This window comes from Candidatus Accumulibacter phosphatis (assembly GCF_000024165.1).
Lineage (GTDB): Bacteria > Pseudomonadota > Gammaproteobacteria > Burkholderiales > Rhodocyclaceae > Accumulibacter > Accumulibacter phosphatis.
In genome coordinates, this window is record NC_013194.1 from 497371 (window position 1) to 511416 (window position 14046).

Sequence of the window (14046 nt, forward strand, 5' to 3'; positions counted from 1 at the left end):
GTGTTGCCGCCACTTCATTCGGCGAGAATCCGGTTGATCAGATGGCGTGCGGCAATTGGTACGTCGGCGGCGACAGCGTCCGGGGTCGACCCGTAGCGCCAGGCGCCATAGGCGTCGGCCAGCCGGGTCATGGCTGCCGCCCAGGCCGGTCGCTCGCCGGCGACGCGGCGGGCGAAGTCGCTGGGGCATTCCGCTGACCCACGGCACAAGCCCTTGCTGGCCAGTCGCCGGCACGCCCGCTGCCAGGCGCGCTGGGGCAGCGGGCAACGGCGCTGTTCTCGCCAGCGTCCCCAGAGCAGGCCGACGGCGAAGACCCCGGCACTGCCGCCGGCGGCGATGGCCAGCAGCCAGATCCAGGCGAGGCCGCCACCCTTGCCGGGGAGCAGCGCCTGCTGACGTTCGCCGTCAAGGTGAAACGCCCAGCGTCCCAACCAGCCGGCCAGATCGGCAGGCGTCCAGCCGGCGTCGGCTGGGCTGTGTGGCACGCCGGTGGAGGCGAAGCTCCCGCTCGGCAAAGGTGTCGGCGAGCCGGCGGGCGATCGCGGGGCGGCGGCCGGCGTCGCCCGGGGCGAGGTCGGCGGCGCCGGCTTTGCTGACGTCGAGCCGCTGGCGAAACGTTCCGGGGCGACGATGTCGATCGGGTCGACGCGCCGCCAGCCCTTGCCCTGATCCCAAATCTCGACCCAGGCATGCGCATGGCTGCGCTTGACGAGGACGTAGTCGGTCAACGCCATCAGCTTGCCACCCCGATAGCCGGTCACCAGGCGGGCCGGGATTCCGGCCGCGCGCATCAAGACAACGAAGGAAGCCGCGAAGAATTCGGCGTTGCCTTCCCTGGTTTCGAACCAGAAAGTGTCCAGCGCATCGGCACCAGTCGGTGGCGTGAAGCGGTCGCGCACACGGTAACCGCCATTGGCCAGCGTGGCCAGTGCCTGTTGCAGTACGGTATCGGTGTCGCCGGCGCTGGTCAGCGCGGCGCCGAACGCACGCAGGCGTGGGTTGCTGTCCTGCGGCAGGGCGAGGGCGCGTTGTCGCAGCGCCGGCAGCAGTTCGCCGCCGGCCGTCCATTCCAGCCACGAACTCAGCTCATAGCTGATTTCCTCTCGTACCGGCAGGTGCGCCAGTACCTGCCAGTCCGCCGCAATGAACGACTCGGTGGTCAGCCGCGCCGGGAGATCCAGCCCGTAGAGCCAGAGACCGCCGTGGGGTGTCAGGCGGATCCGGTAATGGACTTCCTGGCTAGCCGACTGAAGACCGGCACGGAAATCCGCGGAGCGCCGCCAACCCGCCTGCATGATCCGGCGGCCGTTGCCGGCCGTGTAGTCGGCGTCGAGTCGCCATTCCTGGCCGTCGAAGTCGTAGAACACCGGCCCACGCCAATAAAGCAGGCTGGTCGGTGGTACCCAGTCTCTGAACTCGGCAACCAGCACGGCCTGGCCGTCGCTCGCTCCGGTCTGGGTCTGACCCGGTTTCAGACGGCCTGAAATGCCCAGGCCCTGGTTCGATTTCTCGATGCTGGCCGGTAGCGGTAGCCCGAACGTCATCCCGATGTCCCACAGCGGCCCGGGAATGCGGGGGAAAAACAGGAACAGCACGGCCGCCAACGGCAGGGTGACGAGCAAGCGTTGTGCGGCTTCCCGCAGAATCCCAAGCCCCTTGTGAAGCGGCGTCGTGCTGCCATCGGGCGGGCTGAAGCCGCTGTAGACCGCAACCAGCAAGCAGGCGCTCAGCACCACGAACAGCAGGCCGACGCCTCCACTCCAGTGCAGCAGGCCGACGGCAACGGCGACGCAGGCCGCCGCGGCGACGAGGGCGTATTCGCGCTGGCTACGGCTCTCGGCCCACTTGAGGGCGAGAGTGGCGAGCAGCGAAAGGCGCAAGGCATCGCTGCTCAACCACCCGAAGACCTGTCCGGCGACCGTACAGCAAACCAGCAGACCGGCCAGGCGGAGGCCACCGGCCCAGGGTCGGCGGGGCAGGCGACGGCTGGCCAACGCCAGCCCGAGCGGTAGCCAGGCTGGCAGCGGCAGCATCGGCGCGTGCGCCAGGAGGGCGAGCGCGGTCAGCGCCAGAGGCCAGGCAGCCGGGGCAGTCAGGCCGCTGGCGCCGGGCGTCGGGGGCTTGCCGTCCGGGTGTGCCGCAGACCACCGGGCGTCGTTCAAGGAAGACGGGGAACTCATCGCCGGCCGACCTGCGAATCGACCTCGCACAGCGCCAGGCTGGTCAGGCACTTCTCGCGCTGCAAGTGGCCGCGGGCGGGTGGCAGAACTTTGCCGAACAGGCGGAGTCCGTATTCGCGGCCGCTACGCTCGGCCTCCAGTACCCAGCGCGTCAACTGTGCCAGTCGGGTTTCCGTGTCGCCACGGCACGTCTCCCACTCCAGCCACAAGGCGTCGCCGCCGTGCCCGCCGTCGAAGGCGTTGACCACCGCTTCGCCGCTGCGCGCGAAGACGCGCCAGTTGATGCGCCGTAGCGGGTCCCCCGGGACATGCGCACGGACGCCCTGAAAGTCGTCAGCGGCGGTCTGGCGGTGCGCCGAGCGCATGGCTCGGGCAGGCAAGGGCGAGGCCCCGCCGGGCGCCGGGTACACCAGCGCCTCGACCGCCGGCAAGGCGCGGCGAGCACGCCAGAGACCCAGGGGGTGGCAGGATACGAGGGCCAGGTCGGCGATCGTCAGCGCGCCGCGGCGATCGGTCCGCAGGGCCAGGGACAGCGTCGCCTCGCCGTCGGCAGCGACGCCTACCGGCAGACTGTTCGCCTTGCCGGTGCTCAGGGCGATGCCGTAACGGCGGTGGCCGCGGCGATCGGTCAAGGCTCCCACGATGGACAGGGACTCGCCGGCGAAAACCGGCCTTGGCAGATCGACCTGCCAGCCGACCGTCGCCAGGTTGCGCCGGCAACTTGCCGCCGCCTGCAGCCAGACTGCAAGCAGCATGAAGGCGAGCGCGAATATCAGGTTGTTGGCGTAGTTGATCGCCGTTGCCAGCAAGGCCAGTACGGCGAGCAGCCAGTACGTGCCGGCCGTGGTCGGCAACAGTGGCAGCGAGCGAACGCGCACGTAGCGACCGATCATGGCAGCGCTACCGCTTCCAGGATCGCCGCCGCAGCGGTGTCGGCGGCGCGCGCGTCGCCGCGGTCGAGGCGATGCATGGCTACCGCCGGGAAGACACGCTGAATATCGGCCGGCAACACATGCTCGCGACCCTCCAGGAGCGCCCAGGCGCGGCCGGCCGCCAGCAGCGCCAGCGCCGCGCGCGGCGACAGGCCATAGGCCAGGCCGGCGCTGTGCCGGGTGTGCTCGGCGAGCTGGCGGATATAGGCGAGCAGCGCGTCGCTGGCGTGGACCGCGCGCGCCGCCTTTTGCAAGGCCAGCAACTGCTGGATGGTGAGCGCCGGCGCCTGACGTTCCAGCAGATGGCGTCGGTCTTCGCCGCGCAGCATCGCCAGTTCGGCGGCGGCGTCCGGATAGCCGAGTGAGAGCCGCATCAAGAAGCGATCCAGTTGCGCTTCCGGCAGTGGGTTGGTCGATAGCTGGTCAACGGGATTTTGCGTCGCGATGACGAAGAACGGCTCGGGCAGCGGACGCGTGATGCCGTCGCTCGACACCTGGCGTTCCTCCATCGCTTCGAGCAATGCCGACTGCGTCTTTGGCGACGCGCGGTTGATTTCGTCGGCCAGCAGGAGTTGCGTGAATAACGGTCCGGGATGAAAGACGAACTCGCCTTTCTCCCTGACGAAGATAGCCGCCCCGGTGAGGTCGCCGGGCAGCATGTCATTGGTGAACTGCACGCGCCGGAACGACAGGCCGAGCGTCTTGGCCAGCGCCAGCGCCAGAATGGTCTTGCCCATTCCGGGCAGATCCTCGATCAGCAGATGGCCACCGGCGATCAGGCAGGCAATCGCCAGCCTGACGACATCGTTCTTGCCGAGCAGCACGGCGTTGACGGCGGCCATGGCCTGGTGGGGAGAGTCGGTGGGAGCGTTGGCGAGCGGCATGACGGGACCTTTCTGGGGTAGGTGGATGGCACAGGACGAGACAGCCCGATCTGCCGGCGGGCGCCCGCCGACGGTGCTCGATAAGGGACGCGATAAGGGACGCGATAAGGGACGCGAGACGGTCACCGGAGCCGGTCAGATCGACTCGAGGAACTTGATGAGGGCGGCGCGGCCGGCCTTGTTCAGCGCCATGAAGCGGGCCTTCGCCGGGCTCGCCTCGCCGCCGTGCCAGAGGATGGCCTCCTGCAGGCTGCGTGCGCGCTGGTCGTGCAGGAAGACGGTGTGGTGGTTTGCCTTCCTGGTCAGGCCGATTCCCCAAAGCGGCGGCGTCCGCCATTCCTGCGCACTGGCCTCGCCGTCCGGCCGGCCGGCGAGATCGGGGCCCAGGTCGTGGAGCAGCAGGTCCGAGTAGGGATGAATCGTCTGACCGCGCAGGCGCTTGATCGGGTGGCTGTTGCCGGTGCGCACGGTGTCGAGATGGCAGACGCCGCAACCCACCTCGGCGAACAGTCTGCCGCCCAGTCCCACATCGGCGTCGTCGAGGTTGCGGCGGGCGGGAACGGCGAGCAGTTGCAGGTAGATCGTCAAGGCCTGGAGCTGCTCTTCGGAAAGTTCCGGAACTTCCGGCGTGCCGCCGGCCGGCGCCTCGGCGCAGGCGCTCTGCCCGGCCAGGCACAGCTCACGCGGATGCAGCGGCGAAGTCAGTCCCATGTCGTTGAAAGCGGCACCCGCGGCCTGGGCGCGCAAGTGCGCTACGTTGGCCTTCAGCGAGAACTTGCCGATCACCCGCTTGCCGGTCTCCGGGTCGGTCACCCAGTTGGGGCGGCCGGAGACCCCGTCGGAGTGGTTCGCCTGGGATTTGGCGATGGCCAGCAGGGTGTCTTCGTCGATCGCTTCGAGCAGGCCCATGCCAGGCAAACGCGGTGCACTGCGCGCCTCGAAGATGACGCCGTCCGGCAACCGCCCGTAGCCCGGGTTGAGTACCCGGAAGCTGGGCTTGCGCAGGCTGTAGGCCTCGCCGTCGGGAAAGCTGCCCGGCATCTCCTGCCAGTCGATGACGCCTAATCCCTCGGGCGGCACGCCGGCCACGGCCTTGTCGCGCAACTGGGAATGATAGCCGGCCGGGGCGGCCCAGCCGCCCTTGCCGTCGGCAACGCTCAGGCGCAGGAAGATCCCGTTCATGCCCTGGCCGCTGGTGTAGGGCTCCTCGACGGAGCCGTCGCGGAAGTGGCAGGCGCCGCAGGCCGTGGCGTTGTAGAGCGGGCCCAGCCCATCGCGGGTGTTGTAGCGTATCTCCCTGACGGCCGGCTGGAATGGGCGCTCGAAAAGCCCGTCGCCGTCGTCGAAGAGTTTTTCATACTGCCAGGGCAGATTCTCCGCCGCCTGGCCGAAAGGTTTGAAACCCTTGTGGAAGGTGGTCATGTCGCCGGCCGTCAGGGCCCGTGGGTCGGCCGCGCGCAACTCGCTCAGGTCGCCGTCGCCGTAAGCATCGCGCCAGGCATACTCGGTTTTCCATACGGCCCAGCCAAGGGCGAGAAGCGCCGCGACAAGGATTCCCACGGCGACGGGTAGCCAGTGGCGCACGGGTCTTTCGGATGCATCGTTCATCTCGGGCACTCCTCATCAGTAGTCGATCTGGTAGCCGAGGCGTGCCGACCAGGTGTCGGAAATCACCTCGTTGAGGCGAAGCTCGACGCTTCGCCCGTTGCGGAAATAGGTCGTGTCGCTGCCGTCCTGGAGCGTAAATTTGCCGCCGGACAGGTTCACCGTCAGCTTGTGGCCGGGCACGACGAGCCAGTCGGCGGCGACTTCGGCCTGCCAGCCCGTGCCTTCGCCCTGATGGCGGAAGCTCACCGGGTGGGACAGATCGTCGCGCAGGTTCCAGTCGGCTTCTGCCTGGTACCGGAACCAGTGCTGTTTCACGCCGCCGCGCAGGGAGAGGCGCTCCGAGGGTCTGAATTCGCCGTCCAGGCCGACCCATACGCTCTCCCAGACCGGCTGGTAGCTGCTGTCGAGCCCAGCAAACTCACCGAGCGGAACGCTACCTGCAATGCCGACCCGCTTGGCCTGGTCGCTGTCCCAAAGGACTTGTCGGCCCTGGCGCGAACGCAGCTCACTTTCCTGACGGGCAATACCGAGCATCGGCGTGATCGACGACAGTCCACCGACAGGAAAGCGCCAGCCGGCGCCGAACGAGGCATCCAGCATCCGGCTGTCACGCGGGTCGGCATAGGAGCGCGAGAACTCACCTTGACGGTCGTTCAGCGCGTAGTCGGAATCCTGCACCTTGCCGGCGGAAGAGGCTCGCGCGTAGGCAAGGTAAGCCTTGGCGGTGAAGCCGGAAGCGTGAGTCCAGCCGCCGCCGAGGCGGAGTTCCGCGGCAGGAATCTCCCAGGTCAGCTCGGAAAGGACGTTCGGCGTCGCGCCCCCGCGGCGATCCGCGGCGATGTTGAAACTCAGCTTGTCGTGGCGATAGCCGGCCGACAGATTCAGGTAGCCATTACCCTGGATACGCGGCCAGTCGGCGTCGATCGTCACGGCGCGCGTACCGTCCGGGGTGAAAACCGTCAGGGTCGGTGCGGGTGCCGGCGCCAGAGCGATCTCACGCTGACCGTCGGCCGTGAATACGACCATCGATCCAGAGGCGAACAAATCGGCAAGCGCCGGTGGACTGACGAGCAGGGCGACGACGACTCGCCAGGCGCCAAGGTGCGGCGTTTTCATGGTTGCCCCAGTGACTGCTCGAAGGGCCGCCGGGAGATGGCGTAGGCCCAGGTCCACGAACCCGCGCTACCGGCCGGCGTCAGCTTGGAGCTTTCCAGTACCATCGCTGCCCAGCGGCCAGGGATCATGGTCGGCGCCAGCGTGCTGGGCTGTGCGCTCATGCTGATCACCTGCAGGGCGGTCACGTACAGCCCATCACGTTGCCAGGACGCGCTCGGTCTGGCTTCCATGCCGTTCGCCAGCGACAGGCGCCCATGGTCGTTCAACGGAACCGCGATCAGGCCTTCCGGGGGCGGCGCCGTCGGATCCTGTAGGCGCACGGCTGCGGCAGCGGCGCGCGCCAGCCCGGCGAACGCGACATCGCCGTCACGGCCACCGGCGATTGCCGAGGGAGGCACCGCGGGCGGATTGTTGACCAGGGCCGGAATGACCGGCGTACTTGGGATGGTCGCCGTCAGGGCGTTGAAATCCTGCGTCTTCACCTGCGCCACGCTGTTCGCTTCGAGCGGGCTTTCCAGTACTCGCGGGGTGATCAGCAGAACGATCTGCGAGCGTATCGAGGCGCGCACATCGCGCTTGAACAGGTAGCCAAGCACGGGGATGTCGCCGAGTACCGGTACCTTCTCCTCATCGCGCTCGAGGCTGTCGCGGATCATCCCGCCGATGGCTACCGTCATTCCGTCCTGGGCGTGCGCAGTCACCTGCAGATTTGCCGTACTCACCGTGTCGATCGGGAAATACACCACGCCGCCCGTGCCGGTAGCGATCGGGATGGTGCCGTCGCGGAGCCTGACGGTCGAACTGTCCTGGTCGATGGTCAAGGTCACCGAACGGTCACCGTTGATGCGCGGCAGGATCGACAGCGTCTGTCCGACATCCCGACGTTCGGTTTCGACGGTGATCTGGGTGTTCGTCGCACCCGTGGTACCGGTGATGCTTTGCGACGACGCACCGACCGTCAACACGCGCTCGTCGCCGATGAAAAGCCGCGCAGGGTGGTTGTTGGCAGCCACCAGCATCGGCGAAGAGAGGACCTTCAGCTTGTTTTCCTGCGCCAGCAACTGGAAGCGCAGGCTCAGCGACTTGCTCATGTACTGCCAGAGCATGGTCGCGTCCTGCTCGATGTCGAACATGCCGGTGGTGCCTGCGTTGCGCGCGTACTGGTCCGGCACCGTCGTCGGCAGCACGCCGACCGGCAGCGGTCCCGTGCTCTTGCTGGTGCCGGCAAAGCCGATGTCGAACACCGAGCGGAAACCGTTGTCCAGCCTGACCTCGAGAATCTTCATTTCGAGCAGGACCTGCCTGGGTTGCTTGTCCATCTGGCCGACCAGTTCGGCAATCTGCCTCAGGGCCTGCTCGTCGCCGGTGCGCACCAGGAGCAGATTGTTCAGCCTGTTGTAGGTGATATACACCGGCGGACCCTGGCGACCCGCCATGTCCTGGATTTCGGCCATGCCGAGCAGGGGTTGGCCGTTGGCATCAAGACGCAGCTGGCCGCCCAGGCGGTCCTGGCTCATGCGGCCGAGATCGGACGCTGGATCGTAGTTCGCTGCCGAGCCGGCCGCACCAGCCGCTGTCCCGCGGGAGCTGCCAAGTGGGCCGGCACTACCGGCAGATGGGCCCTGATCGAAGGAGGCGCCGCCAAAAAAGGTGCTGCCGGTATCGCCATTGTTGCCGGTGTTCGCACGGTTGCCGGCGCCACGGGTCGTCGGCGTCCCGCGGTTGCCCGTATTGTTGCTGGTGCGCGTGCCGCTCCCCAGGGATGTCGGGGGCATCTCCTCGATCGGCAGCGACAGGAAAACACGGTTGCCGAACAGCGCCTTGAGCGCGTTGGCGGTCGCCACGACGTTGTGATGGCGGAGAGAGAAGACCGCGGTCTGTTCGTCGCGGACGATCGCCAGGTCCTTCTGGTACTCGTCGCCGCTCATCACGACATAGGTCTTCGAGGTGGCGTCGAAGCGATACCAGACGCCAGCCGCTCGGCACAGGTTGCGTACCATGTTCTCGACAGTTGTGTCGCGCAGGTAGAGCGAGACGATCTGCTCGGCAACCTTGCCGGTGACCACCACATTGGTCTTGCCAACCTGCGACAGCATGCGTGCGGCGTCGGCAAGCCGTACCTGGGTCAACTGAATGTCGCCGAGAATGCCGGTGGGCAAGGGCGATGGCCGCACGGCTGCCGGGTTTGCGGTGCGCGTCGGCAGCGTCCCGGTGCTCGCTCCCGCCGTCTGGGCGAACGCCAGTGGCTGGGCGGCGGCGAGGGCGGCGAAAAGGGCGGCGAAAGGGGCCGCACGAAAGCCTTGCTTCATCGCAGGACCACCTTCTTCCCTTGCGGCAGGCTCGGGTTGTAGAGCGTGACCCCGTCGCGTTCGATGTGCACGAGGAAGGTGCCGAGGCTGCCGAGATCGATCAGTTCCTTGTCCATCACGGTGATCGTCTCCGCGCCCCTCACGAAAAGCTGAACGGCCCGTCCTTGCGGCGTGATGATCAGCGCCCGCAACTGCACCTGTTTTTGCAGTTCGAGGATGCTCGCACCCGGCAGGCCGGTGAAGCGGTTGGTGCTACGGCCTTCGCGCAGTTGCGGAGAGACCTCGAACGGGTCGTTGCCAGGCTCGCCACGACGGCCTGCCGGTGCCGGTGCGGGCGGCAGCACCTGGCCAGCGCGCTCCGACGACGGCGCTTCGCCCTGGTGGCTGCCGGCAACCGCCTTGGTCTGCCGGGTGACGGTGTCGGCGTAGCGGCCCAGTGTGCCGAGACCCGCACGCAAGGTCGGGTGCAGGTCGGTCGTCTTGTCGTGGGCCAGGTCGAGCGCCCGATTCTGGGCATGCGCTGCCGGCGCGAGCGCGCTCAGCGTCAGCAGCAGCAGCGCACCGACCTGGCCGAGTGGCTCGGCGGGTTTCATGCCCAGGCGCCGGTGCGGAAAGTCACGCCGGCGACGACGAAAAGCACCGACAAGGCCGTCACCAGCCGAATACGGCGTGCCATGGCATCGAGATTGTCGGTCGATAGCTGCGGGATTATTCGCAGCCTGGCGTCCGTCGCCAGGGCAAGCGTTGCCGCCAGCAAGCCCAGCTTCAAGCCGATGAGACGGGTGACGAAGTTGTCGGCAGCAAACCACGCGCCGGGGTCCGGTACGAGATTCCACGCCAGCCACACGCCGCTGAGGACCTGGACTACGAGTGCCGGCATTCCCACTTTTTCATACGCGGACTCGAAGCGAAGCAGATCGGCGGGCGAGCGCTCGCGTAGTACGCGCGGCAGCACCGCAAGAGCGAGGACAAGGTGGCCACCGGTCCACACGGTCGCGGCCAGAACATGAAGCAGGAGAACATACTTGTGCATGATGAATCCGTGCATGCCCATTCCCGGCTCAGCCGCCGCCGGTCGAAACGGCAAGGACCGCCTGGAAAAAGGCGTAGTAGACAAAGCCGACGATGCCCCCGATGAGCAGCGTCAACAGGGGTTCGATCAGCGACGAGAGAAGCTTGACGCGAGCATCGAGATCCTTCTGGTAGTGGTTGCCGAGCGCTTCCATGACGGCTTCCATCTCGCCGCTACGCTCGCCGATCGCCGCCATGTGCTGCAGCAGTGGCGGTATCGGCGCGCGCGCCAGCGCCACGGTCAGCGCGCGCCCTTCGAGCACTTGCTCGGCCGCCAGTTGCAGGGCGCGCGTGAGCGCAGCGTTGCCGGCGACCTGTGCCACCGAGCGCAGCGCCTCGAGAACCGTGAGTCGGCTCTTGAGCAGCAAGCCGAAGGTCCAGGCGACCTGCGCCAGGCTGGCAGCCATCAGCGTGCCGCCGAGTACCGGCAGGCTGAGCATCAGGCGGTCGACAAGCAGCCGCGCCGCCGGCAGTCGGCGCAGGGCGATGAAGCCGACGACCAGCCCGAGCAGCGCCATCACCAGCGTGAAGCCCCAGCGCCCAAGCCAGTCGGCCATCTCCATCATCGTTCTCGCCGCCCACGGTACCGCCTTGCCGCGCGCCTGCAGGAAGACCGCAAAGCGCGGCACCACCGAGCCGACGAGAAAGCTGATCACGCCGATCGACACCAGCGTGACGATCGCCGGGTAAGTCAGCGCTGTCATCATCTGCCGGCGCACGTCGGCCCGCTTCTCGGTCAAGACGGCCAGGCGCTCGAAGACCGCATCCAGTTCACCGCTCGCCTCGCCGGCCTCGGCGAGCTTGACGGCAAGGCGCGGAAAGGTCGATGACTCTCTGGCCAGGGCGGCCGAGAAACTGCTTCCGGCGCTGATCCGCTGCGCACAGCGGTCGAGGAGCGAGCTTAGACGGGGCCGCGCCGACAGGCGCCCCGCCGCTTCGAGTGCTTCGAGAATCGTGTGGCCTGCACGCAGCATCAACTGCATCTGGCGGTAGAACAACATCAGGTCGGAATTGCGCACCGATAGCCCGCTTCGCAACAGGCGCCAAAGCTCGCACAGCCGTTCCCGCGGCGATCGGCCGCCGCTTGTGCCGGCGAACAGTTCGAGAACGCGCAGCCCCTGGTCGCGCAGGACGCGGCGTGCCTGCGCCAGATCGCCGGCTTCGATCTGACCGCGCAACTCCTTGCCCTGGGGGTTCAGGCCGATGTAGCTGAAGGTCGCCATGCGTTCGCTTTCAGAGGCCGGGATGCAGATAGGGACGGGCTTCGGCCAGACTGGTGACACCGCGCAAGACCTTGTCGCGGGCATCGTCAGCCAGACGCCAGTAGCCGCCGGCGGCCTGTGCGAGTTCGCGCTCGCCGGCGCTGTTGGCGATCCGTTCGGCCAGTTCGCCGTCCAACCAGAGCGCTTCGAAGAGCCCGACCCGGCCGCGATAGCCGGTACCCAGGCAGCGCGGGCAGCCATTCGGCTCGTGGATGTGGCAGCCGTCGCGTTCCCTGACGCCGAGCAGTCGCCCCTCGTCCACCGTCGGCGCGCGCGCCTGGCGGCAATGCGTGCAGAGCAGGCGTACCAGACGTTGGGCGATGACGCCGTGCAGCGTCGCGCCGACCAGGAAGCGCTCGCAGCCGATGTCGGCCAGCCGCGTGATGGCGCCGACGGCGGTGTTGGTGTGCAGTGTGGACAACACCATGTGGCCGGTGGTGGCCGCCTTGAGCGCGACATCGGCCGTCGCGAAATCGCGGATCTCGCCGACCAGGATGACATCGGGATCGTGGCGGAGGAAGCTGCGCAGTGCCCCGGCAAAGTCCACCTTGCCGCTGACCTGGACCTGTGTGATGCCGGCAATGACCTGCTCGACCGGGTCCTCGGCGGTGAGGATGTTGAGGGCATTGGCATCGAGTTCGCGCAGCACGGCATACAGCGTCGTGCTCTTGCCGCATCCCGTCGGCCCGGTGACCAGAACGATGCCATGCGGGTGGGCGAGCGCCTTCTGCAGACGTTCCACCATGACTGGCGGCATGCCGAGCGCAGCGAGAGTCTGGCGCTCCGGATCGCTCTGCATCACCCGTAGCGTCAGGCGTTCGCCAAACTTCGCCGGCACCGAGGCGACGCGCATTTCCATGGGGTCGCTGCCGTCGTTCGCCGGATAGTTCAGGCCGCCGTCCTGCGGTGCGCGCGACTCGGCGATGTCCATGCCGGCAAGCACCTTGATGCGCGAGATCATCCCTTCGCCGAGCTGGCGCGGTAGCAAGGCGCCCCAGGCCTGCATGCGGCCATCCACCCGCAGGCGTACGCGCGTGCCCTCCTTGATGCTCTCGATGTGAATGTCCGAGGCGCGGCGCAGCAGCGCTTCGCGCACCAACCGTTCGAACAGAGCTACCGGTTCGTCGCCCGTCGTATCGCGGGCCTCGCCCGGCGCGAACTGCGCGAGCAAGGGCGCAATCGCTTCGGGTTCGGCGACAGCCAGCGGTGTGCCGGCGCCGAGGATGCGGCGGGCAGTATCGACGCCGATCTGGTCTGCCGGATCGCTGATCGCCAGGTAGAGCGTTCCCTCGGGCGTGCGCATGGGCGCCATCGGGTGGCGTTTGATGAGCGTGCCCGGCAGGCGGGTGGCGCTGGCGCGGTCCAGAATCCATGTATCGAGCGGTGCATAGGGCAGCCCGTGGGCTTCGGCCAGAGCCAGGTAGAAGGACGTCCGCGGCAGCCGCAATTCGTGCGACAGGGCGTCGAGCAAGGACTGGCGCGCGATCCGGGCCTGGCTGCGCAGGCGGTTGACGAGTTCGCGGTCGAACAGCCCCGCCTGCAGACCCGCGTTGATCAACGCGGCTTCGTTGACGATCATCCGGCGCCCCGTCCGTTACGCAGCAGACGATCGAAACCCAACGGATCGCGGGCCAGGCGACGGCCGTCATCGACGGCGATCAGGTGGTCGCGGGCGAGGCCGGCCAGCGCCTGGTCGAAGGTCTGCATACCCGAGTCACGACCCGATTCGATCGCCGAATAGATCTGCGCCGTACGCCCGGAGGCAATCAGGTTGGCAACGGCCGGCGTCACCTGCAGCACCTCGACGGCGGCGACGCGTCCGGCGCGCCCGACGGCCGGCAGGAGTTGCTGGGCGATCACCGCCTTGAGGACCAGCGACAGGCGGTGGCGAACGACCGATTGTTCCTGCCCGGGAAAGGCACCGACGAAGCGTTCGACCGCCCCGGTCGCGTCCGCTGTGTGCAGCGTCGACAAGACCAGGTGGCCGGTCTCGGCTGCCATCAGCGCCGCGCGCATGGTGTCGTTGTCGCGCAACTCGCCGACCAGGATGACGTCCGGGTCTTCGCGCAGCGCCGCCCGGACGGCGCCGGCGAAGTCGGGAACATCGGTATGCAGTTCGCGGTGAGTGATGATCGCCTGCGCCGGACGGTGAACGAACTCCACCGGATCCTCGATGGTCAGGATGTGGGCTGGCATGGTGCTGTTGATCTCGTTGATCAGCGTGGCCAGCGTCGTACTCTTGCCGCTGCCGGTGATCCCGGTCACCAGCACCAGGCCGGAGGCGAGATGCGCGAGGTCGCGCAGGCTTTCCGGCAGGCGCAGCTCGGTGAAGCTGGCGCAGCGCGCCGGCAGGTGGCGCGCCGCCAGCGCCAGTTCCCCGAGACTGCGGAAGACGTTGATGCGAAAGCGCTCGCCGGCGCGCGACGTGTAGCCGAGGTCGACGCTGCCCTTGTCGGCCAGATCCCTTTGCTGGCCGGCGGCCAGCAGGGCCGTCAGCAGTTCGTGCATGGCTGCGTGCGGCCAGACCGTCGCCGACATCGGCGCCACGGCACCGTGCAGCCGCCAATATGGTGGCCGCCCGCCCGCGAGGTGGAGATCCGACGCCTGCTTGTCGACGACGGTGGCGAGCAAGGCGTCAAGAGCGGCGTGCGCATTCGCTGGCGAAAGGCTTGCGTGCGTCATGG

General features: G+C 67.9%; 11 protein-coding genes. All 11 read right to left on the reverse strand.

What is annotated here, in order from left to right; all coding sequences use genetic code 11:
- Nucleotides 1–14: 14 nt before the first annotated feature.
- On the reverse strand, nt 15–2180 hold the full coding sequence (locus CAP2UW1_RS02145; protein WP_012807225.1) for a transglutaminase TgpA family protein: 2166 nt from the start codon (nt 2178–2180) through the stop codon (nt 15–17).
- Entirely contained in the window at nt 2177–3073 is an 897-nt protein-coding gene (locus tag CAP2UW1_RS02150; RefSeq protein ID WP_012807226.1) for a DUF58 domain-containing protein, read from the reverse strand. Before CAP2UW1_RS02150 ends, CAP2UW1_RS02145 begins: the two co-directional genes overlap by 4 nt.
- Entirely contained in the window at nt 3070–3996 is a 927-nt protein-coding gene (locus CAP2UW1_RS02155; RefSeq protein ID WP_012807227.1) for an AAA family ATPase, read from the reverse strand. The genes CAP2UW1_RS02150 and CAP2UW1_RS02155 overlap by 4 nt, the downstream gene beginning before the upstream one ends.
- 135 nt (nt 3997–4131) lie before the next feature.
- A complete protein-coding gene (locus CAP2UW1_RS02160; RefSeq protein WP_012807228.1) occupies nt 4132–5604 on the reverse strand; it encodes a di-heme oxidoreductase family protein in 1473 nt (490 codons plus the stop codon).
- Between the two features lie 15 nt (nt 5605–5619).
- Nucleotides 5620–6720, reverse strand: coding sequence for a hypothetical protein (locus tag CAP2UW1_RS02165; protein ID WP_012807229.1), 1101 nt, complete (start codon nt 6718–6720; stop codon nt 5620–5622).
- Entirely contained in the window at nt 6717–9029 is a 2313-nt protein-coding gene (locus CAP2UW1_RS02170) for a DUF3438 family protein (RefSeq protein ID WP_012807230.1), read from the reverse strand. The genes CAP2UW1_RS02165 and CAP2UW1_RS02170 overlap by 4 nt, the downstream gene beginning before the upstream one ends.
- Nucleotides 9026–9622 carry a hypothetical protein gene (locus CAP2UW1_RS02175; RefSeq protein WP_012807231.1) on the reverse strand — a complete coding sequence of 199 codons (597 nt, stop codon included), beginning with the start codon at nt 9620–9622 and terminating at the stop codon, nt 9026–9028. Before CAP2UW1_RS02175 ends, CAP2UW1_RS02170 begins: the two co-directional genes overlap by 4 nt.
- Complete coding sequence (locus CAP2UW1_RS02180; RefSeq protein WP_041568048.1) at nt 9619–10062, reverse strand: CopD family protein; 444 nt, start codon at nt 10060–10062, stop codon at nt 9619–9621. The genes CAP2UW1_RS02175 and CAP2UW1_RS02180 overlap by 4 nt, the downstream gene beginning before the upstream one ends.
- Before the next feature lie 28 nt (nt 10063–10090).
- Complete coding sequence (locus tag CAP2UW1_RS02185; RefSeq protein WP_012807233.1) at nt 10091–11323, reverse strand: type II secretion system F family protein; 1233 nt, start codon at nt 11321–11323, stop codon at nt 10091–10093.
- Nucleotides 11324–11333: 10 nt separating this feature from the next.
- Entirely contained in the window at nt 11334–12941 is a 1608-nt protein-coding gene (locus tag CAP2UW1_RS02190) for a GspE/PulE family protein (RefSeq protein ID WP_012807234.1), read from the reverse strand.
- Nucleotides 12938–14044, reverse strand: a complete 1107-nt coding sequence (locus CAP2UW1_RS02195; protein ID WP_012807235.1) for a type IV pilus twitching motility protein PilT — start codon at nt 14042–14044, stop codon at nt 12938–12940. Before CAP2UW1_RS02195 ends, CAP2UW1_RS02190 begins: the two co-directional genes overlap by 4 nt.
- Nucleotides 14045–14046: the final 2 nt, after the last annotated feature.

What these genes read in the sequence shown, in the direction of transcription:
- CAP2UW1_RS02145 (WP_012807225.1), bottom strand. Translation starts at nt 2,180, where the DNA reads ATGAGTTCCCCGTCTTCCTTGAACGACGCCCGGTGGTCTGCGGCACAC.
- CAP2UW1_RS02150 (WP_012807226.1), bottom strand. Translation starts at nt 3,073, where the DNA reads ATGATCGGTCGCTACGTGCGCGTTCGCTCGCTGCCACTGTTGCCGACC.
- CAP2UW1_RS02155 (WP_012807227.1), bottom strand. Translation starts at nt 3,996, where the DNA reads ATGCCGCTCGCCAACGCTCCCACCGACTCTCCCCACCAGGCCATGGCC.
- CAP2UW1_RS02160 (WP_012807228.1), bottom strand. Translation starts at nt 5,604, where the DNA reads ATGAACGATGCATCCGAAAGACCCGTGCGCCACTGGCTACCCGTCGCC.
- CAP2UW1_RS02165 (WP_012807229.1), bottom strand. Translation starts at nt 6,720, where the DNA reads ATGAAAACGCCGCACCTTGGCGCCTGGCGAGTCGTCGTCGCCCTGCTC.
- CAP2UW1_RS02170 (WP_012807230.1), bottom strand. Translation starts at nt 9,029, where the DNA reads ATGAAGCAAGGCTTTCGTGCGGCCCCTTTCGCCGCCCTTTTCGCCGCC.
- CAP2UW1_RS02175 (WP_012807231.1), bottom strand. Translation starts at nt 9,622, where the DNA reads ATGAAACCCGCCGAGCCACTCGGCCAGGTCGGTGCGCTGCTGCTGCTG.
- CAP2UW1_RS02180 (WP_041568048.1), bottom strand. Translation starts at nt 10,062, where the DNA reads ATGCACAAGTATGTTCTCCTGCTTCATGTTCTGGCCGCGACCGTGTGG.
- CAP2UW1_RS02185 (WP_012807233.1), bottom strand. Translation starts at nt 11,323, where the DNA reads ATGGCGACCTTCAGCTACATCGGCCTGAACCCCCAGGGCAAGGAGTTG.
- CAP2UW1_RS02190 (WP_012807234.1), bottom strand. Translation starts at nt 12,941, where the DNA reads ATGATCGTCAACGAAGCCGCGTTGATCAACGCGGGTCTGCAGGCGGGG.
- CAP2UW1_RS02195 (WP_012807235.1), bottom strand. Translation starts at nt 14,044, where the DNA reads ATGACGCACGCAAGCCTTTCGCCAGCGAATGCGCACGCCGCTCTTGAC.